The sequence below is a fragment of the Nocardia sp. NPDC056100 genome (genome assembly GCF_042266325.1).
GTDB lineage: Bacteria > Actinomycetota > Actinomycetes > Mycobacteriales > Mycobacteriaceae > Nocardia.
In genome coordinates this window covers 1,156,846-1,182,839 of record NZ_JBHJVY010000003.1, presented here as the reverse complement: position 1 = coordinate 1,182,839, position 25,994 = coordinate 1,156,846, and the positions used below count along the sequence as shown (strand labels likewise).

Annotated in this window: 23 protein-coding genes; 10 read left to right on the top strand and 13 right to left on the bottom strand. The window is 66.9% G+C overall.

Annotated elements, in window-relative coordinates; all coding sequences use genetic code 11:
• Positions 1 to 247: 247 nt before the first annotated feature.
• Both mshD and ACFC0O_RS27630 read right to left on the bottom strand, forming a co-directional pair.
• Positions 248 to 1,144, bottom strand: coding sequence for a mycothiol synthase (gene mshD, locus ACFC0O_RS27635; protein WP_375962682.1), 897 nt, complete (start codon positions 1,142 to 1,144; stop codon positions 248 to 250).
• A complete protein-coding gene (locus ACFC0O_RS27630) occupies positions 1,144 to 1,905 on the bottom strand; it encodes a response regulator transcription factor (RefSeq protein WP_364641604.1) in 762 nt (253 codons plus the stop codon). Before ACFC0O_RS27630 ends, mshD begins: the two co-directional genes overlap by 1 nt.
• 261 nt (positions 1,906 to 2,166) lie before the next feature.
• Between ACFC0O_RS27630 and ACFC0O_RS27625 the strand changes: the two genes are divergently transcribed.
• The 6 genes from ACFC0O_RS27625 to ACFC0O_RS27600 all read left to right on the top strand — a co-directional run bounded on the left by ACFC0O_RS27625 (position 2,167) and on the right by ACFC0O_RS27600 (position 6,268).
• On the top strand, positions 2,167 to 3,009 hold the full coding sequence (locus ACFC0O_RS27625) for an LmeA family phospholipid-binding protein (RefSeq protein ID WP_364641607.1): 843 nt from the start codon (positions 2,167 to 2,169) through the stop codon (positions 3,007 to 3,009).
• Positions 3,006 to 3,452, top strand: a complete 447-nt coding sequence (locus ACFC0O_RS27620) for a thioredoxin family protein (protein WP_375962678.1) — start codon at positions 3,006 to 3,008, stop codon at positions 3,450 to 3,452. Before ACFC0O_RS27625 ends, ACFC0O_RS27620 begins: the two co-directional genes overlap by 4 nt.
• Positions 3,453 to 3,709: 257 nt before the next feature.
• Positions 3,710 to 4,195: a DUF4395 domain-containing protein gene (locus ACFC0O_RS27615; protein WP_375962675.1), complete on the top strand. Its 486-nt coding sequence runs from the start codon at positions 3,710 to 3,712 to the stop codon at positions 4,193 to 4,195.
• A gap of 27 nt (positions 4,196 to 4,222) precedes the next feature.
• Positions 4,223 to 5,056: a sulfurtransferase gene (locus tag ACFC0O_RS27610; protein WP_364641616.1), complete on the top strand. Its 834-nt coding sequence runs from the start codon at positions 4,223 to 4,225 to the stop codon at positions 5,054 to 5,056.
• A 6-nt stretch (positions 5,057 to 5,062) separates the two neighbouring features.
• Positions 5,063 to 5,368 (top strand): DUF1416 domain-containing protein, encoded by a 306-nt coding sequence (locus ACFC0O_RS27605; protein WP_067568422.1) that lies wholly within the window; start codon positions 5,063 to 5,065, stop codon positions 5,366 to 5,368.
• Between the two features lie 216 nt (positions 5,369 to 5,584).
• A complete protein-coding gene (locus ACFC0O_RS27600; protein WP_375962673.1) occupies positions 5,585 to 6,268 on the top strand; it encodes an FABP family protein in 684 nt (227 codons plus the stop codon).
• 314 nt (positions 6,269 to 6,582) lie between these two features.
• Here ACFC0O_RS27600 and ACFC0O_RS27595 read toward each other — a convergent pair whose 3' ends face one another.
• The 5 genes from ACFC0O_RS27595 to ACFC0O_RS27575 form a co-directional block, all read right to left on the bottom strand.
• Complete coding sequence (locus tag ACFC0O_RS27595) at positions 6,583 to 8,229, bottom strand: ATP-binding cassette domain-containing protein (protein ID WP_375962670.1); 1,647 nt, start codon at positions 8,227 to 8,229, stop codon at positions 6,583 to 6,585.
• Positions 8,226 to 10,106, bottom strand: coding sequence for an ABC transporter ATP-binding protein/permease (locus ACFC0O_RS27590; protein WP_375962668.1), 1,881 nt, complete (start codon positions 10,104 to 10,106; stop codon positions 8,226 to 8,228). Before ACFC0O_RS27590 ends, ACFC0O_RS27595 begins: the two co-directional genes overlap by 4 nt.
• A 31-nt stretch (positions 10,107 to 10,137) precedes the next feature.
• Positions 10,138 to 11,190: a cytochrome d ubiquinol oxidase subunit II gene (gene cydB, locus ACFC0O_RS27585; protein ID WP_375962665.1), complete on the bottom strand. Its 1,053-nt coding sequence runs from the start codon at positions 11,188 to 11,190 to the stop codon at positions 10,138 to 10,140.
• Positions 11,191 to 11,199: 9 nt separating this feature from the next.
• The gene (locus ACFC0O_RS27580; RefSeq protein WP_375962663.1) at positions 11,200 to 12,675 is read right to left on the bottom strand and encodes a cytochrome ubiquinol oxidase subunit I; all 1,476 of its coding nucleotides are present in this window, start codon (positions 12,673 to 12,675) and stop codon (positions 11,200 to 11,202) included.
• Positions 12,676 to 12,859: 184 nt separating this feature from the next.
• Positions 12,860 to 13,789 (bottom strand): aminodeoxychorismate lyase, encoded by a 930-nt coding sequence (locus ACFC0O_RS27575; RefSeq protein WP_375962660.1) that lies wholly within the window; start codon positions 13,787 to 13,789, stop codon positions 12,860 to 12,862.
• 133 nt (positions 13,790 to 13,922) lie between these two features.
• On the opposite strand from ACFC0O_RS27575, the gene ACFC0O_RS27570 reads away from it, so the two are divergent.
• From ACFC0O_RS27570 to ACFC0O_RS27555, 4 genes are all read left to right on the top strand, one after another.
• Complete coding sequence (locus ACFC0O_RS27570; protein WP_375962658.1) at positions 13,923 to 15,038, top strand: YgfZ/GcvT domain-containing protein; 1,116 nt, start codon at positions 13,923 to 13,925, stop codon at positions 15,036 to 15,038.
• On the top strand, positions 15,035 to 15,802 hold the full coding sequence (locus ACFC0O_RS27565) for an MOSC domain-containing protein (RefSeq protein WP_375962655.1): 768 nt from the start codon (positions 15,035 to 15,037) through the stop codon (positions 15,800 to 15,802). Before ACFC0O_RS27570 ends, ACFC0O_RS27565 begins: the two co-directional genes overlap by 4 nt.
• A 20-nt stretch (positions 15,803 to 15,822) precedes the next feature.
• Entirely contained in the window at positions 15,823 to 16,785 is a 963-nt protein-coding gene (locus ACFC0O_RS27560) for an asparaginase (protein WP_375963892.1), read from the top strand.
• A gap of 207 nt (positions 16,786 to 16,992) precedes the next feature.
• A complete protein-coding gene (locus ACFC0O_RS27555) occupies positions 16,993 to 17,202 on the top strand; it encodes a DUF3073 domain-containing protein (protein WP_364641642.1) in 210 nt (69 codons plus the stop codon).
• Between the two features lie 309 nt (positions 17,203 to 17,511).
• On the opposite strand, the gene purM is transcribed toward ACFC0O_RS27555, so the two are convergent.
• The 6 genes from purM to purF form a co-directional block, all read right to left on the bottom strand.
• Positions 17,512 to 18,591, bottom strand: coding sequence for a phosphoribosylformylglycinamidine cyclo-ligase (purM, locus tag ACFC0O_RS27550; RefSeq protein WP_364641645.1), 1,080 nt, complete (start codon positions 18,589 to 18,591; stop codon positions 17,512 to 17,514).
• A gap of 126 nt (positions 18,592 to 18,717) precedes the next feature.
• Positions 18,718 to 20,463, bottom strand: a complete 1,746-nt coding sequence (locus ACFC0O_RS27545; RefSeq protein WP_375962652.1) for an ABC transporter ATP-binding protein — start codon at positions 20,461 to 20,463, stop codon at positions 18,718 to 18,720.
• Positions 20,447 to 21,454, bottom strand: a complete 1,008-nt coding sequence (locus ACFC0O_RS27540) for an ABC transporter permease (protein WP_375962650.1) — start codon at positions 21,452 to 21,454, stop codon at positions 20,447 to 20,449. Before ACFC0O_RS27540 ends, ACFC0O_RS27545 begins: the two co-directional genes overlap by 17 nt.
• Positions 21,454 to 22,476 (bottom strand): ABC transporter permease, encoded by a 1,023-nt coding sequence (locus tag ACFC0O_RS27535; RefSeq protein WP_364641812.1) that lies wholly within the window; start codon positions 22,474 to 22,476, stop codon positions 21,454 to 21,456. Before ACFC0O_RS27535 ends, ACFC0O_RS27540 begins: the two co-directional genes overlap by 1 nt.
• Positions 22,476 to 24,017 (bottom strand): ABC transporter substrate-binding protein, encoded by a 1,542-nt coding sequence (locus tag ACFC0O_RS27530; RefSeq protein ID WP_375963888.1) that lies wholly within the window; start codon positions 24,015 to 24,017, stop codon positions 22,476 to 22,478. Before ACFC0O_RS27530 ends, ACFC0O_RS27535 begins: the two co-directional genes overlap by 1 nt.
• Before the next feature lie 358 nt (positions 24,018 to 24,375).
• On the bottom strand, positions 24,376 to 25,941 hold the full coding sequence (gene purF / locus ACFC0O_RS27525; RefSeq protein WP_375962647.1) for an amidophosphoribosyltransferase: 1,566 nt from the start codon (positions 25,939 to 25,941) through the stop codon (positions 24,376 to 24,378).
• Between the last annotated feature and the right edge of the window lie 53 nt (positions 25,942 to 25,994).

Sequence of the window (25,994 nt, the reverse complement as noted above, 5' to 3'; positions counted from 1 at the left end):
TCCTCCGCGAATCACGGTTTGCACGCCCAACCCCTCAACGGTCGGACGGGCACATGTGGCGGCTGTTCGCTGCGAACTAGCGCACCGGGCAGCTGAGTGCTGCCCACAAGCAACGTAAGTGCCATCGGTGGCCAGTTGGACCTGGGTAGGTGAACGCCAGATGAACAACCCGGCGCGATTCCGCTGCACGATATGTGACATTTGCCGCATCGTTGCCCAAGGCCCCGCTCAGCGGGACAAAGTGCGGTCAGGACGCCGTGGTGTAAGCCACATCGATATGCGCGGGCGTGAAACCGAGCTTCGTATAGGTATTGACCGCGGCGGTGTTGTCGGCCTCGGTGTAGAGCAGCACCGCGCCGAGACCGCGCTCGCGCAGATGACGCAGACCGGCCAGGGTGAGCAGGCGGCCGAGACCGCGACCCTGCGCTTTCGGATCGACGCCGACGACGTAGACCTCACCGATCGCGGGGGTCTCGTCGAAATGCACCTTGGTCCAATGAAAACCGAGGATGCGATCCGGTTCGGCCGGATCGAAGGCCAGGAACAGTCCCGCGGGATCGAACCAGGACTCGGCGCGGCGAGCGGCGATATCGCGCTCGGTCCAGCCGCCCTGTTCCGGATGCCAGCTGAAGGCGGCATTGTTGACGCGCAGGATCTCCGCATCGTCGGAAGGCCCCGCGTAGGTCCGCAATTCCAGGCCCTCGGGCACCGCCAGTTCCGGTAGCTCAGAGTTAGCCAGATCATGGCGCATCTGCCAGAGTTCCCGCGCCACAACCAATCCGAGACGCTGTGCGACGGCCTGCGCGGCGGGCAGATTCCCATGCGCCCAGACCCGCGCTCCGGGCCCGCCGGACTCCAGCGCACCGGCCACCAGACTCGCGCCCAGCCCCTGCCGGCGGAACCGCGGATCGACCGCGACCTCGGCCATGGCGGGGTGTTCACCGTGGGCCGGAACCACATTGGCGTATCCGCCGACCGCGTCGTCCCACTGCTCGACCAGATGCCGCGCCGGGCCATCGGTGCCCAGCGAGAGCACCGCCTGCTCGGACACCGGGGCCACCCCGTCCGCGGCGGTGGCCCGTTCCAGCACTCCTCGCACCTGCTCGGCGGTCTCGAGGGGCAGCCGATCGGTGAAGGAGATCATCAGAAAGTGCCGTTCGCCGAGGTCAATTCGGAATCGTCGGTCCCGTCGGATTCGGGGAAGTTGACCGGGGTCTCTCCCTTGCCGCCGGAGGAACGCGCCGGGCGCACCGCCTTGTAACCGACATTGCGGACCGTGCCGATCAGCGATTCGTATTCGCTGCCCAGCTTGGCGCGCAGGCGTCGCACATGCACGTCAACGGTGCGGGTGCCGCCGAAGAAGTCGTAGCCCCACACCTCCTGCAGCAGCTGCGCGCGGGTGAAGACCCGACCGGCATGCTGCGCAAGGTATTTCAGCAGCTCGAATTCCTTGTAGGTGAGATCGAGCGGGCGACCGCGCAGCCGCGCGGTGTAGGTGCCCTCGTCGATCACCAGCTCGCCCAGGGTGATCTTGCCCGTGTTCTCCGGGCTCGCCACCCCGCCGTTGCGGGCGACCAGCAGTCGAAGCCGGGCATCCAGTTCGGCCGGACCGGTGCCGGGCAGCAGGATGTCGTCCAGCCCCCAGTCCGCGTTCACGGCGACCAGCCCACCCTCGGTGAGCACGGCCACCACCGGCACCGACGAACCGGTGCTGCCCAGCAAACGACACAGACCGCGGGCGGCGGCCAGATCGGTGCGGGCATCGACCAGCGCCACATCGGCGGAACCGGCCTCGAGCAGGGACGCCACCTCGGTCGGCGCGGGCCGCACGTGATGCGGCAGCAGCGCCAAGGACGGCAGTACCGCCTCGGGGTTGGGGTCGGAGGTCAGCAGGAGCAGCTCCATGGGGGCCCTCCATCCCATCTGGCATGTGCGTGGCAACCGCTCTGTACGCCACGACCTCATGCTGGTTATCACAGGTAAGTCGGTTGCTACATTAGCGTGTCCGAACCGATAGCCACGCAATCCGGGCAGCGTATCCCGCCTCGGCTATCTCAATCTCACACCCGATCACCTCACAATGTGGGATAAAACGCAGCACTTCGGGGGCACGGGATAGACCGCGCTGGCGCGATCCCGTTCGCCGGACCCTATTAAGGTGCAGCTATGGCTTTTCGTCGGGTGATCATCGGGCTGCTCTGTCTGGCAGGGCTGGCCGTCGTACTCGACTTCGGGGTGGCCGCGTATTCGGAGTACCAGGTGTCGCGCATGCTGCGGGACGGATCGAATCTCGGCGCCGACCCGGAGGTCACCTTCCACGGATTCCCGTTCGTGGCACAGGCATTGAACGACGACTTCAAGAATGTCGACATTCGCGCCCGTGCCATGCGGCCCGATATTCCGGGCGAGATCATGGTCGAGGCCAATCTGCGCGATGTGCACATGTCACTGCGCGATCTGATCAACGGCAAGGTGCGCTCGGTACCGGTGGATCAGGCCGAGGCGCGCATGCGCATCGAACCGGTCGAGCTGGGCCGCCTGTTCAAGATTCCGGATCTGCAGGTGTTCGGCCCGCCCGCCGATAAATCCGATGGCACCGGCGGTTCCGGTGGTTCGGGTATGACCACCGCCGGGGCGATCATCCTGACCGGCACGATTCCGCTGCCCGATGCCGACGCTCCCGTCGTCCCGGGCACCCGCACCAGCGGTGAGACGGTGAGCGTGCTCGCGGATCTGCGCCTGGTCGGCGATCAGGTGCGCATCACCGCCACCGATATCTATCGCGGGGTGGGCGCGGCGAATCAGGGCGATGTCGCCTCATCGCCCGCGCCGGTCACGCCCGAGAGCGATAAGCCCCGGGTGCTGGCCCTGTTCACGCGCACCATCGATACCCGGGATCTGCCGTTCGGCATTCGCCCGACCAAGGTGGAGGCCAGCGGCGGGCAGATCGTGGTCGAGGGTCGCGGCAGGAATATCACCGTCGATCTGGATCGTTTACAACAGCCATGATCGCGCTGGGCGTCTTGGCAGTGGCGTTGGTCGCCGCCGCGGGCATCGGAATCCTGGTGCGCCGCAATGAGGGCCGGGTGCGGGAGATCGCGCCCGCGCCGAAGTCAGCGCGCGCCGAACTGCTGACGGCGGCGGGCGTGCTCGACGGCCGTCCCACGGTGCTGCATTTCTCCGCCGATTGGTGCGGGCCGTGCGCGGCGGTGCGCCGGGTGGTGGCGAGTGTGGTCGCGGAGCTGGCGGACACTCCCGCGCCGCCGGTGGATCTGGAGCTCGATATCGACGCGAATCCTGATCTTGCCCGCGAGCTGAACGTGCTCTCGCTCCCGACGACTTTCATCTTGGACGCCACCGGACAGGAAAAATTCCGGATCGCCGGTGTTCCGAGATCTGCGGATTTGCGCAGCTCACTGGGGTCTTTGTCGGTTTCCGGAACATCCGAGTGACCAGCATTACGGACCCGGGGTCCAATTTCCCCCGAAAATTGGGTAAACTCCCTCTCGTGCAATCCAACCGCGAGCTGATGCTCACCCGACGCCGCACGGTAGACCTGTGCCGGCTCGGTGGTTGTTGCTGCCTGTGCCGCTAGCCGGTCGGCCTTTCGTTTCCTATCCTCGCGCCGACCGGGTGTGTCCCGCCGTATGAGTGATCTCCGATCCTCCGGCGAAATGACCAATAGACCTCATCGCGCAGGAGTACGCACATGTCGAACCCCAATCCCAGCAGCCCGCCCGCCGGGCAGGTAGATGTTCGCGGCCCGCGTTTCGCCGCCTGGATCACCACCGCCGTACTGGCACTCGTGCTGCTCGTCTCGGCGTTCTCGGTGCCCGCCGCCGCGGTGCTGCTGGCGGTGCAGGCCGTGGTCTTCGCGCTCGGCGCGGCCAATGGCCCGCGGCGCAGCCCGTACGGTCTGATCTACGGCAAGGTCGTCGCACCCCGCGTCGGCCCGCCCGCCGAGCTGGAACCCGTTGCGCCGCTTCGGTTCGCACAACTCGTCGGCCTGATCTTCGCGGTGCTCGGCGTGCTCGGTTTCGTGCTCGGCTCCACCGTGGCGGGCACCATCTTCACCGGTTTCGCGCTGTTCGCGGCTTTCCTGAACGCGGCCTTCGGAATCTGCCTGGGCTGCAAGATCTATCCCCTCGTCTCGCGGTTCAAGACCGCGCCGACCACCCCTACTCCCACCGCCTGACCCGGCACCACCCCCGAAAGGAACAACATGGCTCGCTCCGATGTCCTGGTCTCCGCAGACTGGGTCGAAGAGAACCTGAACACCCCCGGAGTCGTCCTCGTAGAGGTCGACGAGGACACCTCGGCGTACGACCTGGGGCATATCGAGGGCGCTGTCCGTCTCGACTGGAAGAAGGACCTGCAGGATCAGGTCCGTCGCGATTTCGTGAACCGCGAGCAGTTCTCGGATCTGCTCTCGGCGCGCGGCATCGGCAACGATGACACGGTGGTGCTGTACGGCGGCAACAACAACTGGTTCGCGGCGTACGCGTACTGGTACTTCAAGCTCTACGGCCACCAGGACGTGAAGCTGCTCGACGGTGGCCGCAAGAAGTGGGAGCTCGACGGCCGCCCGCTGGTCAAGGATGTCAAGGTGCGCCCGGCGACCGCCTACAAGGCGTCCGAGCAGGATCTGACCATCCGCGCCTTCCGTGACGAGGCCATCCAGGCCATCGGCACCAAGAACCTGGTCGACGTGCGCTCGCCCGACGAGTTCTCCGGCAAGATCCTGGCCCCGGCCCACCTGCCGCAGGAGCAGTCGCAGCGTCCCGGCCACATCCCCGGCGCCATCAACGTGCCGTGGTCCAAGGCCGCGAACGAGGACGGCACCTTCAAGTCCGATGACGAGCTCGCCTCCATCTACAAGGAGGCCGGTCTGGACGGCGAGAAGGAGACCATCGCCTACTGCCGCATCGGCGAGCGTTCCTCGCACACCTGGTTCGTGCTGCAGGAGCTGCTGGGCCACAAGAACGTCAAGAACTACGACGGGAGCTGGACCGAGTACGGCTCCCTCGTCGGTGCACCGATCGAGTTGGGAGCGTAAAGAAATATGTGTGCAGCACCTACCCAGGGACAGGCCATTCCGGCCGGCGTCGACGTCGAGAAGGAGACGGTCATCACCGGCCGCGTCCTGACCGCTGACGGCCAGACCGTCGGTGGCGCGTTCGTGCGCCTGCTGGACGGCAACGGCGATTTCACCGCCGAGGTCGTGGCGTCGGGCACCGGCGATTTCCGCTTCTTCGCCGCGCCGGGCTCGTGGACCATCCGCGCGCTGTCGGCGTCCGGCAACGGCACCACCGAGATCGCGCCCGAGGGCAACGGCATCCACAATGTGGACGTGACCGTCGCCAAGTAAGGCGCCTCGAAAAACCTGAAACGGCCCCGGGATTCGGTTCCCGGGGCCGTTTTTCGTATCCGCGTCCGCGTTTCGGCAAGGGCCGTTTTCGCGTCGCCGATCCGGTGCTATTAGACTCCGGAGCGTGGTGCTTACCTTCGAGATTCTGCTGGTTCTCGTCTCCGTGCTGATCGCCTGGTTCGGTCTGTACGTCCTCTACCGGCTGTTCACCGAGTCGTGACCGATTCGGCGAGCGAGAACGTCGAAAACGGAACAGCCGAAACACCCTCCGATGCGGTACGCCGCAGCGGCGATCAGGCTGTGGCCGAGGCCGCCGAGCGCGCCAAGGTGACCGGTGTGACGAACATCCCGTCGCTGGATGGCCTGCCGCTCCCGATCGACACCGCCAATCTGCGCCTGGGTCCCGATCTGAGCTCCTCCATGCTCGCGCTGCTGCCCCTGGTGGGTGTGTGGCGCGGTGAGGGCGAGGGCAATGACCCCGAGACCGGCGATTACCGCTTCGGTCAGCAGATCATCGTCTCGCATGACGGCGGCGACTACCTCACCTGGGAAGCGCGTTCCTGGGTCATCAACACCGAGGGCGAATACGCCGGGCCGGATCTGCGCGAGAGCGGTTTCTGGCGCGTCGGCATCGACGGTGACGACGAGGTGCTGGAACTGCTGCTGACGCATTCCACCGGCATCGTCGAACTGTTCTACGGCCAGGCACTGACCCAGTCGTCCTGGGAGCTCGCCACCGATGTGGTGATCCGCAGCCAGTCCGGTGTCGTGGTGGGCGGGGCCAAGCGGCTCTACGGCATCGTCGAGGGCGGCGATCTCGGTTACGTCGAGGAGCGCATCGCTCCGGACGGGGCGCTGGAGCCGCGACTGTCCGCGCGGTTACAGCGCTACGTGGGGTAGTTCACTTCGGCTGATCCACAGCCACTTCCGATTGTTTTCCCCTGGATACAGGAACGACCCCTGAGTCTTATCGCGGATGCAACTCACGCTATCCAGATCGGACAAGATCTGGGACTCAGGGGCCGGGTGACTGCCTGGGATTCGCTCAGCGCTCGCGCTACGAGAATCCGTTGCAGCGGAGGCGCCTAGCTGGCAGCCACCTCACGCGTCCTCGAATTACTCATTATTCGAACCACCTCCTTCCTGTGTACAGACGAAAGTAGTCGGCTGAGCGGGAAGCGGCAACGTATTTTCTCGGACTGCGAAATCGCAGGTCAGTGCTGGTTTGCCGGAATAGAACGATGGATCGATACGGTTGCATTCGCACCGACTTCCACGATCGTGTCGGCGCGCTGGCCCGCCGGAAGCTGATGTGTGACAACCACTACGGTGCGATCCGGGTCCACCAGGCCGCTGTCCCGGTCGAGCAGGCGGCGCAGCAGCTCCGCGCCCGGCTCGGCCTCGAGGTGTTCGGTCGGCTCATCGAGCAGCAGTACCTCGGCCGGGGAGAGCAGTGCGCGAGCCAGCAGGATGCGGCGGCGCTGACCACCCGATACGGCGGCCGCACCGCCGACGAGATCGGTGTCCACACCGTCCGGCAGCGAGTCCAGCCACTCCCCCGCGCCGACCGCCCGCAGGGCCTGCTCGGCTTCGGCGGCGGTGATATCGCCGCGCGCGACCCGCAGATTCTCCAGCACCGTCGTCCCGAAGATGTGCGCGTCCTCGGCGAAGAACGTCACCCCGGCGCGCGGGGTGTCGAACAGTCCGGCCCACGACATGAGCAGCGTGGTCTTACCCGCCCCGCTCGGCCCGACGACGGCGATCCTGCGGCCCTCCGGCAGCGGCGGCAAATCCATTGCCACGGGCGCGGATTCGGCCCGCTCCAGGCGAGCCAGCCGATGCAGCGCGGCCCTGCCGTTGGTCAGCGCCTGCGCCGCCCCGGGCAGCACCGCGACCGCTTCGAACGCCGACAGCGGCACCAGCACCAGCACCGCGAACGCCATGGGCGTGATCCCGCCCCCGGGAATGGCTTGAAAACCCTTGGTGGCCACCACCGGTCCGGTCCCGTACAGCGCGATCCCGATCAGCAGCGCGCCGAGCACGCTGGCACCGATCGACAGCGGCAGCACCGCCGCCGACCACGCACTGCGCGCCGCGGCCCGATCCTCGGCGGCTACGGCCCGCTGCCCCGCGCGCGCCGCGCTCTCGACGGCCCCGGAAAGCCTTCCCGCGACCCGCAATTCGGGTGCGTGATCCAGCACCGTGAGCGCCTCGGCCGTGAACTCGGTCCGATCGGTCCGCACCGCCACCTCGGCCTCCCGAGCGGCCCGCGCCGACATCCACGGCGCGACAACCCCGGAAATCCCCAGCGCCACAGCCAGAATCACCGCCGCCGGAATCGAAACGAACCCGATCAGCAGCACCGCGAGCGCGGACAGAATCACCGCCACCGCGATCGGCACGAACGCCCGCACCACCACCGCACCCAGATCATCGATATCGCTCCCGACCCGCCCCAGCAGCTCACCCCGCCGCAATTGAGTCGGATCCCCATCGCGCTCTTGCGTTTCATCGGTCCCGGTCCGGCGTGGTCGCCAGATATCGGCGGCCGCGAGCGTGCGATACGTGGTCGTGCGAGCCAGACTCATGGACCGCAGCGCCACATCGTGCGTGGCCAGCCGCTCCAGGTATCGCGCGACCCCCCGCGAAATCCCCAGCGCCCGAACCGTCACCACCGCGATGCTCAAATCCAGCACCGGCGGCATCTGCCAAGCGCGGGCAATCAGCCAAGCGGCGAGCGCGGCCAGCCCGAGCCCACTCCCCAGCGCGGCCACGCCCCAGACGATCGACAGTGCCAGTCGCCCTTTGGACAACTCCAGCAATCCCCGTATCCGCCGAAAGTCGGTCAACGCTGCCCTCATCGCACACCCACTTCCGAATCGGCGAGATCCGCGTCCACGATCAACGCCGCCTCCGACGGGAACTCGAAGCTCGGAGCTCTACCTGCCGAATCCACCACGGATGCTTCCGAACCCACCGGAACAGTGGCGTGGACGGGGACCACGTGGTCGGCGAGGGCGACGATGGCCGGGCGGTGGCCGACGATCACGACGGTGGCTCCGGCCTCGGCGCGGGCCGTCAGCGCGGCGAGTACGCGCTGTTCGGATTCCGGGTCGAGGTGGGCGGTGGGTTCGTCGAGGAGTAGGACCTGGCGGTCGGCGGCGAGGGTGCGGGTCAGGGCGAGGCGTTGGCGCTGGCCGAGGGACAGGCCGGTGCCGCCGGTGCCGACCAGGGTGTTCCAGCCGTCGGGGAGGTCGGCGAGGACCGTATCGAATCCGGTTGCCCGGCAGGCGGCTTCGAGGCGAGCCGGGTCGGCGGACGGGCCGAGGAGTTCGAGGTTGGCGCGCAGGGTGCCGGGGACCAGGACGGGGCGCTGGGGTAGCCAGGCCAGGTGGGACCACCAGTGGTCGAGGTCCAGGGCGGCGATCGGGGTGCCGTCGATGAGGATGTCACCGGTGTCGGGGGCGATGAGGCCCAGAATCGCTTGCAGGGCTGTCGATTTCCCGCTGCCGTTCGGCCCGGTGAGTACCGTCACCTCGCCGGGAAGCAGGATCGCGGACAGCGCGTCCGGGGCCGAGCCCTGCCGGGCGGCAATGGAGACCTCTCGAATCTCGATGCGGCCGTGCAGCTCTCGCGGAGTCACGGTTCCGGCGGCCGGGCTCGCGTCCCCGCTTCCGGACGAGGGGGCGGGGCTGGCCTCGCGGTCATCGGGTTCGAGGATGGCGAAAGCCTTTTCGGCGGCCGCCATTCCGTCCTGGGCGGCGTGGAAGCGTTCACCGACCGCGCGGATGGGGAGGTAGACCTCGGGGGCCAGGATCAGGGCGAGGAGTCCGGCGTAGAGCCCCATATCGCCGAAGACCAGGCGCAGGCCGATGGAGACGGCCACCAGCGCCACGCAGAGGGTGGCGAGGGATTCCAGCACCATGGACGACAGGAAGGCCATGCGCAGGGCGGACATGGTGCGCTTGTGCAGGGCGTCGCCGAGTTCGCGAACCCGGTGCTGCATGGTGGCGCGATCAGGTTGCGCGGCGATGGGGTCCGGCGATGCCGTGGCCGCTTCGGAAGCGACTGCGGTACGGCCGGTTTCGCGGCCCAGGGCGCGCAGGGTGGGCATGCCCGCGAAGAGGTCGAGGAGTTGATCCGACAGGCGGGTGGTGGCGACCAGGGTGTCCCGGGCGCGGCCCTGGGTGAGCAGGCCGATCAGGATCATGAAGATCGGGATCAGCGGCAGGGTGACCAGGATGATCGCGCCGGAGATCCAGTCGTGCAGGACGATGACGGTCAGCACGATCGGCGGGACGAGCAGTGAAAGCAGCAGTGCGGGCAGGTATCCCGCGAGGTAGGCGCGCAGGCCGCTCAGCCCGTTGCCGATCACGACCGCCAATTCGGTTCGGCGGCGCTCCAATTCGCGGGGCGGCAGGTGCGCCCCGGCGGTGAGCACGGCGGTCTCGAGTTCTGCGACCACCTGCGCCCCGGCGCGGTGTGCGAGCCGGGACTGCCACCAGGTGGCGACGACCCGGCACAGCACGGCGGCGGCGAAGATCACCAGTTCCGCTGTCCAGGAACCGATATCGCGCCGTCCCGGATCGGTGATGACTCCGGCGAGGACCCGCGCCAGGGCGAGTGCCGCGATCACGATGCAGATCGTGGTCGTCAGCGAGAGCCCGACGCTCAGCGCGAGATATGTGCGTGCCGAGCGGGCGTATCGCCACAGGCGCGGGTCTACCGGTCGTGCCATCGGTTCATTCCGTCTTTCGAGAGCGGTTCGGCTAGACCTTGGGCGCGGATTCCAGGGGCAGGCCGATGGGTGCCGGGATCTGTTCCACGGTGAGCCGCTGGCGGAACACCCAGTAGGTCCAGCCCTGGTAGATCAGCACCACCGGCACCATGGCGACCGCGACCCAGCTCATCACCACGAGCGTGTAGTGCGTGGAGGAGGCCGAGACGGTCCCGTCGCGTCCGTCCACGGTGAGGCTGAACGCGGCATCGATGGTGGAGGGCAGCACATTCGGGAACAGCGATCCGAACAGCAGCGCGGTGGCTCCCACGATGGTCAGGGCGGTGCCGGTGAAGGCCCATCCGTCCCGGCCCTGGGTGGCGGCGAAGCCCGCGATCAGCAGTCCGATCACGGCCAGTACCAGGGGAATCCAGGTCCAGCCCTTGCCGTAGGCGAGCTGGGTCCAGATGCCGAAGGCGGCGACCACGACGGCGGTGGGCACGAACAGCTTCCGGATCAGCGCCTGGGCGTCGTCGCGCACCTCGTTGCCGGTCTTGAGCGCGATGAACAGCGCACCGTGCAGCATGAACAGCAGCAGCGTGGTGAGCCCGCCGAGCAGTGCGTACGGGTTCAGCAGGTCGAGCAGGTTGCCGCCGATCTGCCTGTGCTCGTCGAGTTTCACGCCGCGCACGATATTGGCGAACGCCAATCCCCATGCGAGAGCGGGAATCCAGGAGCCCAGTCCGATGCCGATATCGCACCAGACCCGCCATTTGTCATCGTTGATCTTGCTGCGCCATTCGATGGCGCAGGCCCGCGCGATCAGTCCGACGAGGATGAGCAGCAATGCCAGGTAGAACCCGGAGAACAGGCTGGCGTACCACTCCGGGAAGGCCGCGAACATCGCCCCGCCGGCGGTGAGCAGCCACACCTCGTTGCCGTCCCATACGGGTCCGATGGTGTTGAGCACCACGCGCTTTCGCACTTCGGAGCCCTTACCGAGGATCGGCATGAGCATGCCGACCCCGTAGTCGAAGCCCTCCAGCACGAAGTAGCCGGTGAAGAGCACCGCGATCAGTAGAAACCAGAATTCAGGGAGACTCATCCTCGGCTCCTAGTAGGCGAAGGAAAGCTTGTCGACGGTGTCCCCGGTCATGCGCGGCCCGGTGTCCGTGGGGGCCGGTTCCTCCGGTCCCGCGACCACGTAGCGGCGCATGAGGTAGAACCAGGCGACCGCGAGCAGACCGTAGAGCAGGGTGAAGACGACGAGCGAGGTGACGATGGTGCCCGCGGTGACGCCGGAGACGCCCTGCTGCACCGTCATTCGAATGTGTTGATCGCCGGTCGGATTCGGCGCGACGACCCAGGGCTGGCGGCCCATCTCGGTGAAGATCCAGCCCGAGATATTGCCCAGGAACGGGGTGGTGATGGCGATCAGCGACAGCCAGGAGAACCACTTCTGGTCCGGTACCCGTCCGCGCCTGGTGACCCAGAATCCGGCCAGCGCCAACAGCAGTGAGCCCGCGAGGAAGCCGATCATGGCGCGGAAGGTCCAGTAGGTGACGAACAGGTTGGGCCGGTAGTCGCCGATCCCGTACTTCTCGTTGTACGAGATCTGGAGGTCCTTGACGCCTTCCAGGGTGACGCCGCTGAACTTGCCCTCGGCCAGGTACGGCAGCACGCCGGGCACCTCGATGAGGTGGTCCACGCTGTCGCAGTTGTTGTGCGTGCCGACGGTCAGGACGGAGAAGTCCGGATCGGTTTCGGTGTGGCACAACGATTCCGCGGAGGCCATCTTCATTGGCTGCTGTTTGAACATGAGCTTGCCCTGGATGTCACCGGTGAACACCAGCGCGACCGCGGCCACCAGCACCACGTACAGCCCCATGCGCGCGGCGGGCCGCCACATGGTGCGGGCCTCCTCGACAGGTGCTGTGTCGCTGGCGATCTGGCCCTGCCGCACGCGCCTGACCATCCACCAGCCCGCGATTCCGGCGACGAAGGTGCCGGAGGTGAGGAACGCGCCCGCGACCACGTGCGGGAACGCGGCGAGGGTGGTGTTGTTGGTGATGAGCGCCCAAATGCTGGTCAGCTCAGCGCGTTTGGTCTCCGGGTTGTATTCCGCGCCGACCGGGTGCTGCATGAACGAGTTGGCGGCGACGATGAAGTACGCCGAGGCGTTCACGCCGATGGCGACCAGCCAGATGGTGGCCAGGTGCACCTTTTTCGGCAGCCGGGTCCAGCCGAAGATCCACAGTCCGAGGAAGGTGGATTCCAGGAAGAAGGCGACCAGCGCCTCCATGGCCAGGGGTGCGCCGAAGACGTCGCCGACGAAACGGGAGTATTCGCTCCAGGCCATGCCGAATTGGAATTCCTGCACGATGCCGGTGGCGACGCCGAGGGCGAAGTTGATCAGGAAGAGCTTCCCGAAGAATTTGGTGAGGCGGTACCAGTGCTCTTTGCCCGTAATCACCCATGCGGTCTGCATGCCCGCCACCAGCGGCGCGAGTCCGATGGTCAGGGGCACGAAGATGAAGTGATAGACGGTGGTGATTCCGAACTGCCAGCGCGCTAAATCAACGACGCTCATCCGACCTCCAGCCGATCTACGACATGACGTAGTACCGAAGGTTACGCGTTACAGCGTTCGAATCAACATGCGCCGCGCCACAGTCGCCAGGAATTTGCTGGAACGTGATACACAGGCCGACCGGAGCCCTGATCAGCGCCACCCAAACGTGGCACCGATCATGCAAACGGGGTCGCCCACCGGACTACCAGTCCGAGACGCTGCCCGGCAGCGCCACACCCCGATCCACCAGCGCCGCGATCTCCGGGGCATTGTCCGGGGCCGACATGCGCAGCCCGTCCAGGGATTTCACCCGCGCGGCCAGGGTCACGCTGGACAGCATCCACACGCTGTCCGCGGTGATCAGATCCGCGGTGAACAGCGGTTCGTAGCGGCAGTCCCACCCGGCCTTCTCGGCCTGGGTGAACAGCGCCCGCTGCGTGGTGCCGGGCAGTACGCCATTGCGCGCGGGCGGCGTGATCAGCTGATTCTCGCGCGCCACAACCACTGTCGAGCGCGGACCCTCCAGCACGCGATGCTCGGTGCTGGTGAAGATGACGTCGTCGGCCTCCATGCGCCGGGCGAAGCGCAGCGCGGCCATATTCGTTGCGTACGACAGGGTTTTGGCCCCGAGCAGTTGCCAGGGCGCGGCCTGTGCGAGATCGATGGAGATGCCCCGGGACAGGGTGATGACCGAAACACCCTCGGCGCGCGCGGTTTTCACGCGCTCCTGAACGGGGACGACCAAAACGTAACCGGTGGTGGCGGGTTCGGATCCGGCAAGCACCCCGCTCGCGGTAGCCGTCTGTTTGCCAGCCGCACTTCCGTGATCGCTGTCACGCCCGCGGGTGAGAACCATGCGCAGCATGCCCTCCTCCGCGCTCCCCCACTCCTCGGCCGCCAGCTCCACCGCGAAGCGCCATGCGTCCAGATCCGGGACGGGCAATTCGAGGGCCTCGGCCGAACGCCGCAGTCGCGCCAGATGCAGTTCCAGCGCACAGGCGACACCACCCCGCACCAGCACCGTCTCGAATATCCCGTCACCGCGCAGCGCGCCGATATCGTCCGCATACAGAAGCGGCGCGTCCGGATCCCGGATCGCGCCGTCAAGAGTCACCAGAACCCGTTCCACCATGCGCCCGAGCCTAGGGCAGCGGCCCCCGTCACGGAGTGATAACGACGCCGCAGAACTCGCCAACCCGGCAATACAGATCACAGTCCCGTAAGCGCGGGCGACGCCGAAAATTCGACACCGCTAGTGTGGGGGTGTGTCCTTCGAGGTAGCACCCAGTCCGATTCTTCAGGTTCCAGGGGCTGTCGCGGGGCCGCCCGAATCACCGGATGCGGCGGTCGCGTGGCATTACGGGGATCCGCTGGGCGAGCAACGCGCCGCCGTGCAGCGCGCCGCGATAGTGGATAGATCGCATCGGTTCGTGCTGAGCATCACCGGTAAAGAGCGGTTGAGCTGGCTGAACACCATCTCCAGCCAGGCGGTGGCGGATCTGCGCGACGGCCAGTCCGCCGAGGATCTGGATCTGGATCTGAACGGTCGCGTCCTGCACCACTTCGTGCTCACCGAGCTCGACGGCACGGTGTGGATCGACACCGAAGCCGCGCGCGGCCCCGACCTGCTCGCGTTCCTGCAGAAGATGGTCTTCTGGGCGGACGCCAAGCCCGAGGCCGCCCCCGAGCACGCGGTGCTGAGCCTGCTCGGCCCGCGAGTGGCGGACCTCACCGAAACCCTGGGCATCGCAAGCCTTCCCGAGATCTACCAGGCCGTGGCCCTGCCCGGCGGTGGTTTCCTGCGCCGGATGCCCTGGCCCACCGATGACTCGTTCGATCTGATCGTCCCCCGCGCCGACCTCGCCTCCTGGTGGACGCGGCTGCGCGAGGCGGGCGCGGAAGCCGCCGGTTCCTGGACTTTCGAGGCCCTGCGCGTCGCGGCCCTGCGCCCGCGCATCGGCATCGACACCGATGACCGCACCATCCCGCACGAGGCGAATTGGGTCGGCGGTATCGCCGAGCACGGCGCGGTGCACCTGAACAAGGGCTGCTATCGCGGTCAGGAGACCGTGGCCCGGGTGCACAACCTCGGCAAGCCGCCGCGCAATCTGCTGCTGCTGCACCTGGACGGCTCCGCCGACGACCGCCCCGTCCCCGGTGACGCGGTGACCGCCGCCGGTCGCGCGGTGGGCGTGCTGGGCACCGTGGTCGACCACTACGAACTCGGCCCGATCGCGCTGGCGCTGGTGAAACGCAATGTCCCCGCGGACACCCCGCTCGCGGCGGGTCCGACCGCGGCCGCCATCGACCCGGATTCCGTTCCGGCCCATGATGAACCGCAGGCCGGCCGCCTCGCCGTCGAAAAGCTCCGCGGGCGATGAGCGTCGATTCGCACGCCGTGGTGGACACCGCCGCGGCCGGGCGTGTGCTCGCGGTCTGCGTGCTGCACGAGGAGCACGAGGTGCCGGGCCGGGTCGGGCGCACGGCCATCGACAAACGTCCGGTGCCGCACCGGGTTCCGGTGCGCGCCCTGGGCCTGGACGGCGATCACGTCTGCGATGTCGACCATCACGGCGGCGTGCATCAGGCCGTGTACGCCTATGCCGAGGAGGACGCTCGGGGCTGGTCCACCGAACTGGAACGCGACCTCGCGGCGGGCTGGTTCGGCGAGAACCTGCGCATTTCCGGTCTGCCGGTGAGCGATGCGGTGATCGGCGCGCGCTGGGCGATCGGCGACACCGTGCTGGAGGTGTCCGCGCCGCGCGTGCCGTGCGCGACCTTCCAGCACTGGTCCGGTGAGCAGCAGTGGGTGAAAAGGTTCACCGCGCAATCGAATACGGGCGCGTACTTCCGTGTCCTGACCGAGGGCGCGATCGGTGCGGGCGATGAGGTGCGGGTGCTGCACACGCCCGCGCACGGCGTCACCGTCCGCGATCTGTTCACCGGCGCGGATATGACCCGCCTGGAGTCGCTGCTGGAATCCGAGCCGACCCTCTCCGACGATGTGCGCATGCAGATCGAACGGCATCGCCGCCGCCACGAGAACGCCGAGCGCGCCGCGCAATTGCGCGCGGAGCGGGAGAGCGGCGCGTCCGAATCGGCGCAGCGGGAATCGGCTTTCGCGGAGAAGGGGTCTCGGGAATGAGCGCACCAGGGGTGCCGGGCGTGAACGCGGATCTGGTCGAGGTGGTGCGCTCCGGATTCCGCGAGTGTGTGCATCGCGGTTCCGCCGTGGTGCTGCGCCCCGATGGTGAGCCGCTGGTGCAGGTGGGCGCGGTGCACGGCCCGATCTTCCCGCGGTCGACCAATAAGCCGATGCAGGCACTCACCTTGCTGCGCAATGGTTTCGAACCGGTGGACACCGCCGAGCTGGCCATTTCGACGGCCTCGCATTTCGGTGAGCCCGATCATGTGGAGCTGGTGCAGCGGCTGCTGGATCGTTTCGGTTTCACCGAGGACGATCTGGAGTGCCCGCCCGATCTGCCCTTCGAGGAGCAGGCTCGCGCGCAGGTGCTGGCCGGGAGCGAGCGCGGTAAAGCGGCCCGCCGAATCTTCATGAACTGCTCCGGCAAGCATGCCGCCATGCTCGCGACCTGCCGCATCAATGATTGGCCGACCACCGGTTATCTCGATATCGCGCATCCGCTGCAGCAGGCGGTGCTGGCCACGATCATCGATGTCACCGGTGAGCCGGAGACGGATCTGGGCATCGACGGTTGCGGCCTGCCGATCGTGCCGGTGTCGCTGGTGAATCTGGCCCGCGCCTACGCGAAGCTGGCGACCGCGCCGGAAGATAGCCCGGAGCGCCGGGTGGCGGATGCGATCCGTTCGCATCCGCGAGTGATTTCCGGCACGGACGGACCAGATTTTCGCGTCATGACCGCGACCCCCGGACTGGTCTGCAAGATCGGCGCGGACGGTGTGCACGCGGGCGCGCTGCCGGACGGTTCGGCCTTCGCGTACAAGATCGATGACGGCGCGGATCGCGCCAGATTGCCGCTCACGCTCGCGCTGTTGCAGCGTATGGGTATCGAATGGACCGACGAGCATTCGGAATTGGCGGCCCCGGCGGTGTTCGGCGGCGGCGCCCGGGTGGGTGTCATCCGAGCTGTTCCGGGGGTGCTCTAACCCCCGCGGCCGCTCGCGCGCGCTCGATTCCGACGGTCCCGGACGACCTGCCGCGGTGGTCTCCGGGGGCACTTCGACGGTTTCTCACCCACTCCTGGAAGCGAGACCGCCGGACACACGCTAAAGTGTCTGTCAGGAAGATTATTAATTCGAACGGGGCCGCCAAACCACCCCAGGCCGCCCCGCAGTGACGCGAGGGGGTCAGCCATGGGCCGTGGCCGGGCTAAGGCAAAGCAGACCAAGGTGGCGCGCGAGCTCAAGTACAGCTCGACGCCGACCGACTTCCAGAGCCTGCAAAGGGAGCTGGGAGGGAGTCCCTCCGACTTGCCGCGGAGTGGTGTGCTTTCCGACGAGCACGACGCGAAGGATTCGCAGTCGAGCTGGGACGAAGACGACTACGACGACTGGCGCCGCTGACTCGGATTGTCGACGCAGCCAAGGGGAGTCCGTGAGGGCTCCCCATTGACTCGTTGATATGCACCGAGGCACCGACGACATTGAATATGTGATGACACGGCAGCGTCCCGTCCGTTCGGGCGGGACGCCGATGTGTGTTCTGTACCAGCACACCGGATTTCGAGTGTGCGGTATTCCGGGCTACTCGGTGCTCCGAAGGTGGCGGGCCGCAACGATATCCGGCTTCTCAGACATACTGCACGACATTCCAGACATACAGCACGGCCCCGGTTACTCCTGCGAGTAACCGGGGCCGTGTGTCGTTGGCGGCTAGAAGCGCGGGTGGTCGCCCAGCAGCACCGCGCGCGGGGCGTCGGCGTCCTTGGCCTTCTTGACCGTGCCGAGGGTCCAGCAGTCGATGTGGCGGGCGGTGAGCACCGCGAGGGCGCGGTCGGCGTCCTCGGGGGCCACGACGGCGACCATGCCGACGCCCATATTGAAGGTCTTCTCCATCTCGGCGCGCTCGACGCGGCCGCGCTGGGCGATCAGCTTGAAGACCGGCGCCGGGCTCCAGGTGCCGCGGTCCAGTTCGGCGACCAGGCCGGCCGGGAGTACGCGGGCCAGGTTGTTGGCCAGGCCGCCGCCGGTGACGTGCGAGAAGGTGCGCACATCGGTTTCGGCGATCAGGGCCAGGCAGTCCTTGGCGTAGATGCGGGTGGGCTCGAGCAGTTCCTCGCCGAGGGTGCGGCCGAATTCCTCGACGTGCCCGGACAGCTGCATGCGGTCGATGTCCAGCAGCACCTTGCGGGCCAGCGAGTAGCCGTTGGAGTGCAGGCCGGAGGCGCCCATGCCGATGATGACGTCGCCGGGGCGGACGCGGTCGGGGCCGAGTACGGCGTCGGCCTCGACGACACCGACGCCGGTGCCGGAGATGTCGTAATCGTCCGCGCCCATCAGGCCCGGGTGTTCGGCGGTCTCGCCACCGAGCAGGGCGCAGCCCGCCAGGATGCAGCCCTCGGCGATACCGCCGACGATCTGGGCGACGCGCTCGGGCACGACCTTGCCGACGGCGATGTAGTCCTGCAGGAACAGCGGTTCGGCACCGCAGACGACCAGATCGTCGACGACCATGGCGACCAGGTCGAGGCCGACGGTGTCGTGCTTGTCCATGGCCTGCGCGATGGCGATCTTGGTGCCGACGCCGTCGGTGGAGGAAGCCAGCAGCGGCTCCTTGTACCCCGACTTGAGTGCGAACAGACCAGCGAATCCGCCGATTCCACCCTGTACCTCGGGCCGGGAAGCCTTCTTGGCCAGCGGAGCGAAGAGTTCTACCGCGCGGTCGCCGGCTTCGATATCCACTCCGGCTGCCGCGTAGGAAGCACCGGCGCCACTGGGTGTCTGTTCAGTCATTGTCGGGGAAAGCTCCAAGCCGAATCGGACGGATAGATGCCTGCTCACGGTACCGGAGTCGATCGCAGGACGTCCGACCTCCCCTCATAGCAGACAATCCGTCGAGCTTCCAGACTTAACCGCACCTCACGAAATCAGTCGCTGTCTTTCGGCTCTGCGACGGCGCTGCTCTTCGGGATCGGGGACGGGCACCGCCGCTACCAGGCGGCGGGTGTAGTCCTGAGCCGGATTGCGCAGGATGTCGTCGCGCGGACCCTGTTCGACCACTTCGCCGTTGCAGAGCACCGCGACATTGTCGGCGAGCTGGTCGACCACGGCGAGGTCGTGGCTGATGAACAGGCAGGCCCAGCCGCATTCGCGTTGCAGGTCGGCGAAGAGTTCGAGGACCTTGGCTTGGACGGAAACGTCCAGGGCGCTTGTCGGTTCGTCCGCTATGAGGAGATCCGGATTGAGGACGAGGGCGCGGGCCAGGCTCACGCGCTGGCGCTGGCCACCGGAAAGTTCGTGCGGATAGCGCTTTTCGGTGCCCTCGGGGAGTTGGACGTCATCGAGCAGTTGGCGAACCCGGTCGCGCATGGCCGCACCCTTGGCGGTGCGGTGCACGACCAATGGTTCGGCCACGCAGTCGCCGACGGTCAGCCGCGGATTGAGCGAGGTGGCCGGATCCTGGAAGACGAAGCCGAGGCGGCGGCGCATGGGTCGCAGCCGCCGTTCGGAGAGGCCGGTCAGTTCGGAGCCGAGCACGCGCACGGATCCGGCTGTGGCGCGCTGCAATCCGGCGGCGCAGCGGCCGATGGTCGATTTGCCGGACCCGGATTCGCCCACCAGGCCGAGGGTTTCGCCGCGAGCGATGCTGAAGCTCACGCCCTGTACGGCTTTGAAGGTGGCCCGGCGCAGACCGCTGGAGAACTCGACGGTCAGATCGGCGACCTCCAGCACCGGCACGGTAGCCGCCGTGGTCGTCGACGCGCCGCCCGTGGACGCCCCGGTGTCCGAATCGTTTTCGTTCACCTCCGTCACGACCGGAGCCGTGCGCGTGGACGCTCCCAGGTGTGGCACCGCCGCCAGCAGCGCGCGGGTGTACTCCTGGGTGGGGTTGGCGAAAAGGTCGTCGACGGAAGCCTGTTCGACGACTCGCCCGGCGCGCATGACGACTACGCGGTCCGCCATATCGGCGACAACGCCCATATTGTGCGTGATCAATACGATGGCGCTGCCGATGCGGTCGCGGAGATCGCGCAGCAGTTCCAGGATTTCGGCCTGCACCGTCACGTCGAGGGCGGTGGTGGGTTCGTCGGCGATGATCACCTTGGGTTCGCAGGCGATGGCGATGGCGATCATGACGCGTTGCTTCTGCCCGCCGGAGAGCTGGTGCGGGTAGTAGTTGACGCGGCGTTCCGGTTCGGGCAACCCGACCAGTCGCAGCAGATCGACGGCCCGGGTGCGCGCGGCCACCCGGCTCATATCGCTGTGTGCGCGCAGCGCTTCCATGATCTGGTACCCGGCGGTGAACAGCGGATCCAGTGCAGAGCCGGGTTCCTGGAACACCATGGCGATATCGCCGCCGCGCACGGCGGTGAGCTGTCGTTCGCTCATCTTGGTGATCTCGGCGGTGCCGAGGGTGACGGTGCCGCTCACCCGCGCGGTGGACGGCAGCAGCCCGATGGCGGTGCGCGAGCTGACCGATTTCCCGGAGCCGGATTCGCCGACGACGGCCAGGACTTCGCCCGGATACACCCGGTAGGAGACATTGGAGACCGCGTGCACGGCCCCGGCATCGGTGGCGAAGGTGACCGACAGTCCGTCGACGGACAGTGCGGGACTGCGCTTTTCGGTTTCCGCGGCTGCGCCGAGGTCAGGTTGATCGGGCATCGTCGACCTCCGGTTCCGGTGCGGCGGCGTCCACGCCGCGGCGGGTGCGCAGCAGTGGGTTCAGGACTTCATTGAGGCTCTCGCCGACCAGTGTCATGCCCAGCACCACGAGAACGATTGCGGCGCCGGGGAATACGCCGGTCCACCAGATGCCGTTGGGCACGTCCTGCAGTGCCTTGTTGAGGTCGAAACCCCATTCGGCGGCCTGGGTGGGTTCGATGCCGAAGCCGAGGAAGCCGAGTCCGGCGAGGGTGAGAATGGCTTCCGCGCCGTTGAGCGTGATGATCACCGGCAGCGACTGGGTGACGTTGGCGAAGATGTGCCGGTAGAGAATGCGCCCGGTGGAGGCCCCGCTCACCCGCGCGGCGTCCACGTACGGTTCGGTCTTGACCGCGACGGTGGCATTGCGCACCACTCGAAAGTATTGCGGCACAAAGATAACGGTGATGGCGATGGCGGCGGACAGGACGCCGCCGAGTTTGCTGGAGTTGCCGCCCGCCACCATGATCGAGACCACGATGGCGAGCAGCAGGGTGGGGAACGCGTACATGGCGTCCATGAACAGCACCAACACGCGGTCCACCCAGCGGCCGATATAGCCGGAGATCAAACCCAGTGGGACGCCGACGAACAGCGACAGCACCAGCGATACGCCGATGACGTACAGCGCGGTGCGCGCCCCGTAGAGCACCCGGGAGAACACGTCCTCACCGCGTATCGAGGTGCCGAGCCAATGGTCGGCGGACGGCGCCTGCTGGCGTACGAAATCGACGCCGTCCGAGGCGTTCTGGGCCAATCCGTAGGGTGCGATGAGCGGTGCGAACACCGCCGCGAACAGGAATACCGCGATCAGCGCGATACCCAATATCAGTGTGGCGCGCTGGAATCCGTGCGTCAGGCTGAACAGGCGCAGTCCCGGCAGACCGCGCCTGCTCCCCCTCACAGTGAGCGGGGCGACGGCCGGGTCGGTCACCACTTCCGGAGCGGTCATCAGAACCTCACTCTCGGGTCGATCAGCGCGACGATCACATCGACCAGAAAGCTCATGATCGCCACCACCAGTGCCAGGAATGTCACGATCCCCTGCACCGCGACGAAATCGCGCTGGGTCAGGTACTCGGTGAGTTGATAGCCGAGCCCCTTCCAGTCGAAGGTGCGCTCGGTGAGCACCGCGCCGCCGAGCATGGACGCGATGTACATGCCCATCACCGTCACGACGGGGATGAGCGCATTGCGGAAGGCGTGCCGTCGCGTGACCACCCGCGACGAAAGTCCGCGTGCCCGAGCGGCATCCACGTAATCGCTGCGCAGGGTCTGGATCAGGTTGATCCGCACCAGGCGCAGGAATACGCCCGCGGTGAGCAGGCCGAGCGCGATCGCGGGCAGCACGGTGTGTTTGAGCACATCGAGCAGATACCCGGTGTCGCCGTACAGGATCGCGTCGATGAACAGGATGTTCGTCTTCGGCGACACATGCTGCAGTGCCAGTTCCACATTGGTGCTGGCGCGCCCGGAGGCGGGTAGCCAGCCCAGTTTCACCGAGAAGATCAGTTTCAGCAGCAGGCCGACGAAGAACACCGGGGCCGCGTAGGCCAGGATCGCGAACAGTCGCAATCCGGCGTCGGCGGCCGTGTCACGGCGGGTGGCGGCGAAGCGGCCCAGGGGGACGCCGACCGCGAATGCCACCAGCAGTGACCAGAAGACGAGTTCGAGGGTGGCCGCACCGTAGTGGGTGACGATCTCGGTGATGGCCCGATTGTCCTGGGAGCGGCCGAAATCCCCGTGCAGGAGTCTGCTGATGTACTCCCAGTACTGGGTGAGGATGGGCCGGTCCAGTCCGGCGGCGTGTTTGCGCGCCGCCAGTTGATCGGCGGGCAGGCGCCCGCCGAGCGCCGCCGTGATCGGATCGCCCACCACCCGCATCAGGAAGAATACGACTGTCACCAGGATCCAGGTGGTGGGGATGATCAGCAGCAGCCGTACCCCGAGGTACCGCAGCAGTTGACCGGAGATCACTTGCTGAGCACTCCGAACCGGAACTTGAACGACGGGTCGAGGGTGTTCTCCACGCCCGAGACGTTCTTGCCCGAGACGGCGATCTGCTTACCGGACAGCAGCGGCAGGATCGGAATGAAATCCGCTGCGAGCGAACGCTGTACGGTGGCCAGCGCCGCCATGCGCTTGGCATTGTCGGGTTCGGTCACCTCGGCCAGCAGTTCGGCGTTGATGCGCGGATCCTCGAAATGCGATTGCAGGAAGTTATTGGTGCCGAAGAACGGGGTCAGGTAGTCGTCGGCGTCCGGGTAGTCCGGGAACCAGCCGAACTGGAAGATCGCGTAGGTGTCCTTGACGCGTTCCTTCTGATACGAAACCCATTCGGTGGATTGCAGATTCACCTTGAATAGCCCGGTGGCCTCGAGCTGGCTCTTGAGCGCGGCGTATTCCTCGGAGGAGGTGCTGCCGTAGTGGTCGGTGTTGTACTGGATGTTCAGGTCGACCGGGGTCGGCAGGCCCGCGTCGGCGAGGAATTTGGCCGCGGCGGTCTTGTTCGGCTTCTCGCCGTAGATTTCCTTGAACGGTTCGGTCGCGCCCGGAACACCCTGCGGTACAGAGGAATACGCCGGAGCGTAGGTGCCCTTGTAGACGCCGGTGGAGAGCGCCTCACGGTCGATGGAGGAGGCGAGTGCCTTGCGCACCGCGAGTTTCGCCGCCGGGTTGGCACCCGGCATGGTGTTCATATTGAAGATGATGTAGCGCAGTTCGCCGCCGGGACCCTCCTTCACGGTCACCTTGTCGTTCTTGCGCAGTGATTCGATATCGGTGGGCGCGAGCGAGCGCCAGGCCACGTCGATATCGCCGTTCTGCACGTCCAGGCGCATGTTCTCCGAACCGGCGAAGTACTTGGTGGAGACGCGGTCGGTCTTCGGCTTGCCCAGCACGCCGTTGTAATCCGAATTCGCCTGGTAGGAAACAAGTTTGTTCTTGTCGTAGCTGGTGATGGTGTATGGGCCGGAGAACGGCTTGGCCTTCCATACCGCGTCGTCGTCGAGGAGTTTGTCCGCGGGGAACACCTTCTCGTCGACGATGGGTCCGGCCTGGGTCGGCAGGATGGCGGCGAAGGTCTGATCGTTGGCGACCTTGAGGGTGAAGTTCACCGTGGTCGCGTCGACGACATCGGTGTGGTCCAGATTGCCGAGCAATGAGGCCGGACCGTTGGGGTCGTTGATCTTGAGCATGCGGTCGAAGGAGAACTTCACGCTGTTCGCCGTGAGCGGGTTGCCGTTGGCGAACTTCAGATCCTTCTTCAGCGTGCAGGTGAAGACCGTGGGCGTGCTGAATCCGCACTTCTCCGCGGCGTCCGGTTTCGGAACCGCCTCGCCCGGTGGGGTATTCAGCAGGAACTGGTAGACCTGGGTCTCCACCAGCAGTGATCCGTTGTCGTAGGCCGCGGCCGGGTCGAGCGAGAAGATCTTGTCGGTGGTGCCCACCACCAGTCCCGCATCCCCGCTGTCCCCTCCGGTTCGCCCGGATCCGCATCCCGCTGCCGCAAGCATGGTGAGGCCCGCCAGCCCCACCGCCGCAATATTTTTCGCGCGCATACCGCCCTGCTTTCTCACGCGGCGCGTGGGCCGGGTCGCGACCCCGCCGCGCCGCGGTGGACTTCGTTTGGCTGCGGACAGTATCGACCGGTTATAACCGGAATGTTGCGAATACGAACAAATTAATCACTTTTGCCTCATATGCCCGACCAGGCCGATGTCTCAACTGGGACAGAGCAATTCGCGAGCAATGTCGCGCAGGGGCGCGGGGCGGTCGGGGAGCCGGGTGCGTCATCGCCGTGCTCCTGGCGCGAAAAACACTCGTGCCCGCCCGCGAATATCGCGGACGGGCACGGGGTTTCCGATGTACCGACTACGGGCGGCTGAGCGCGCTCGCATTCGCGTTGTCGGCCAGCAACTCCGCCTCGGAGGCACCGGTGAGCACACTCTCCAACAGGTTCTTGCCGATGGCCGCCTCGGTGGGCAGCGCGATCGGGTAGTCGCCGTCGAAGCAGGCGCAACACAGGCGCGAACGCGGCTGTTCAGTGGCGGCGACCATGGCGTCGAGCGAGATGTACCCGAGGCTGTCCGCGCCGATGGAGCGGCGCACGCCCTCCACCATGTCATCCATGCTGGTGCCCTCGATACCGTCGGGCCCGGCTCCATTGGCGATCAGCTCCGCGCGCGAGGCGAAGTCGATGCCGTAGAAGCACGGCCACTTGACCGGCGGCGAGGCGATCCGCACGTGGATCTCCAAAGCGCCTGCCTCGCGCAGCATTCGAATCAGGGCGCGCTGGGTGTTGCCGCGCACGATGGAGTCGTCCACGACGATTAGTCGCTTACCGCGAATGACCTCGCGCAGCGGATTCAGCTTGAGCCGGATGCCGAGCTGGCGGATGGTCTGGCTGGGCTGGATGAAGGTGCGGCCCACATAGGCGTTCTTCATCAGGCCCTGCCCGTACGGCACGCCCGAACCCTGCGCGTAGCCGACGGCGGCCGGGGTGCCGGACTCCGGCACCGGGATCACCAGATCGGCTTCGACGGGATGTTCCAGTGCCAGGCGGCGGCCGATCTCCACGCGGGTGGCGTGCACCGAACGACCGGAGATGGTGCTGTCCGGGCGGGCCAGGTACACCATTTCGAAGACGCAACCCTTGGGGGTCGGGTTGGCGAAACGGAGTGAGCGGACACCGTCGGCGTCGATCGCCAGCAGTTCGCCCGGCTCGATCTCACGTACGAAGGACGCGCCGACGATATCGAGGGCGGCGGTCTCGCTGGCGACCACCCAGCCACGATCGAGACGACCCAGGCAGAGCGGGCGCACCCCGTGCGGATCGCGCGCGGCGTACAGCGTGTGCTCATCCATGAAGGTGAGGCAGAAGGCCCCGCGCAGGGTGGGCAGCAGCTCCAGCGCGGCCTGCTCGATGCTCTTGTCGGCGGCGGCGTGCGCGAGCAGCGCGGTCATCACATCCGAATCGGAGGTGGCGGCCATATTGCCCGCGACCCGGCCATTGATCAGGCCGAGTTCCCGTGCGCGAGAACTCAATTCGGCGGTATTGACCAGATTTCCATTGTGGCCCAGCGCGATTCCGGAACCCACCGCGGTGGTGCGGAAGATCGGCTGTGCGTTCTCCCAGGTCGTGGACCCGGTGGTGGAGTAGCGGCAGTGGCCGACGGCGACGTGGCCGGGCATGGCGGCGAGAGTCTGCTCATCGAAAACCTGGCTCACCAAGCCCAGATCCTTGAAGACCAGCACCTGCGAACCGTCGGAGACGGCGATGCCGGCTGCCTCCTGCCCGCGATGTTGCAGCGCGTAAAGTCCGTAGTACGTGAGCTTGGCCACATCCTCGCCAGGGGCCCAGACACCGAACACACCGCACTCTTCGCGGGGTTCGTTTTCGGGCTCATCGAGGGTGGTGTCGGCGGGGGGCAGGGTCACCGTGTTTGCTCCCTGTTCGGCGGGCGGGGGGCAGGACCCATAGTACTGGTAAC

What these genes read in the sequence shown, in the direction of transcription:
- mshD (WP_375962682.1), bottom strand. Translation starts at nt 1,144, where the DNA reads ATGATCTCCTTCACCGATCGGCTGCCCCTCGAGACCGCCGAGCAGGTG.
- ACFC0O_RS27630 (WP_364641604.1), bottom strand. Translation starts at nt 1,905, where the DNA reads ATGGAGCTGCTCCTGCTGACCTCCGACCCCAACCCCGAGGCGGTACTG.
- ACFC0O_RS27625 (WP_364641607.1), top strand. Translation starts at nt 2,167, where the DNA reads ATGGCTTTTCGTCGGGTGATCATCGGGCTGCTCTGTCTGGCAGGGCTG.
- ACFC0O_RS27620 (WP_375962678.1), top strand. Translation starts at nt 3,006, where the DNA reads ATGATCGCGCTGGGCGTCTTGGCAGTGGCGTTGGTCGCCGCCGCGGGC.
- ACFC0O_RS27615 (WP_375962675.1), top strand. Translation starts at nt 3,710, where the DNA reads ATGTCGAACCCCAATCCCAGCAGCCCGCCCGCCGGGCAGGTAGATGTT.
- ACFC0O_RS27610 (WP_364641616.1), top strand. Translation starts at nt 4,223, where the DNA reads ATGGCTCGCTCCGATGTCCTGGTCTCCGCAGACTGGGTCGAAGAGAAC.
- ACFC0O_RS27605 (WP_067568422.1), top strand. Translation starts at nt 5,063, where the DNA reads ATGTGTGCAGCACCTACCCAGGGACAGGCCATTCCGGCCGGCGTCGAC.
- ACFC0O_RS27595 (WP_375962670.1), bottom strand. Translation starts at nt 8,229, where the DNA reads ATGAGGGCAGCGTTGACCGACTTTCGGCGGATACGGGGATTGCTGGAG.
- ACFC0O_RS27590 (WP_375962668.1), bottom strand. Translation starts at nt 10,106, where the DNA reads ATGGCACGACCGGTAGACCCGCGCCTGTGGCGATACGCCCGCTCGGCA.
- cydB (WP_375962665.1), bottom strand. Translation starts at nt 11,190, where the DNA reads ATGAGTCTCCCTGAATTCTGGTTTCTACTGATCGCGGTGCTCTTCACC.
- ACFC0O_RS27580 (WP_375962663.1), bottom strand. Translation starts at nt 12,675, where the DNA reads ATGAGCGTCGTTGATTTAGCGCGCTGGCAGTTCGGAATCACCACCGTC.
- ACFC0O_RS27575 (WP_375962660.1), bottom strand. Translation starts at nt 13,789, where the DNA reads ATGGTGGAACGGGTTCTGGTGACTCTTGACGGCGCGATCCGGGATCCG.
- ACFC0O_RS27565 (WP_375962655.1), top strand. Translation starts at nt 15,035, where the DNA reads ATGAGCGTCGATTCGCACGCCGTGGTGGACACCGCCGCGGCCGGGCGT.
- ACFC0O_RS27555 (WP_364641642.1), top strand. Translation starts at nt 16,993, where the DNA reads ATGGGCCGTGGCCGGGCTAAGGCAAAGCAGACCAAGGTGGCGCGCGAG.
- purM (WP_364641645.1), bottom strand. Translation starts at nt 18,591, where the DNA reads ATGACTGAACAGACACCCAGTGGCGCCGGTGCTTCCTACGCGGCAGCC.
- ACFC0O_RS27545 (WP_375962652.1), bottom strand. Translation starts at nt 20,463, where the DNA reads ATGCCCGATCAACCTGACCTCGGCGCAGCCGCGGAAACCGAAAAGCGC.
- ACFC0O_RS27540 (WP_375962650.1), bottom strand. Translation starts at nt 21,454, where the DNA reads ATGACCGCTCCGGAAGTGGTGACCGACCCGGCCGTCGCCCCGCTCACT.
- ACFC0O_RS27530 (WP_375963888.1), bottom strand. Translation starts at nt 24,017, where the DNA reads ATGCTTGCGGCAGCGGGATGCGGATCCGGGCGAACCGGAGGGGACAGC.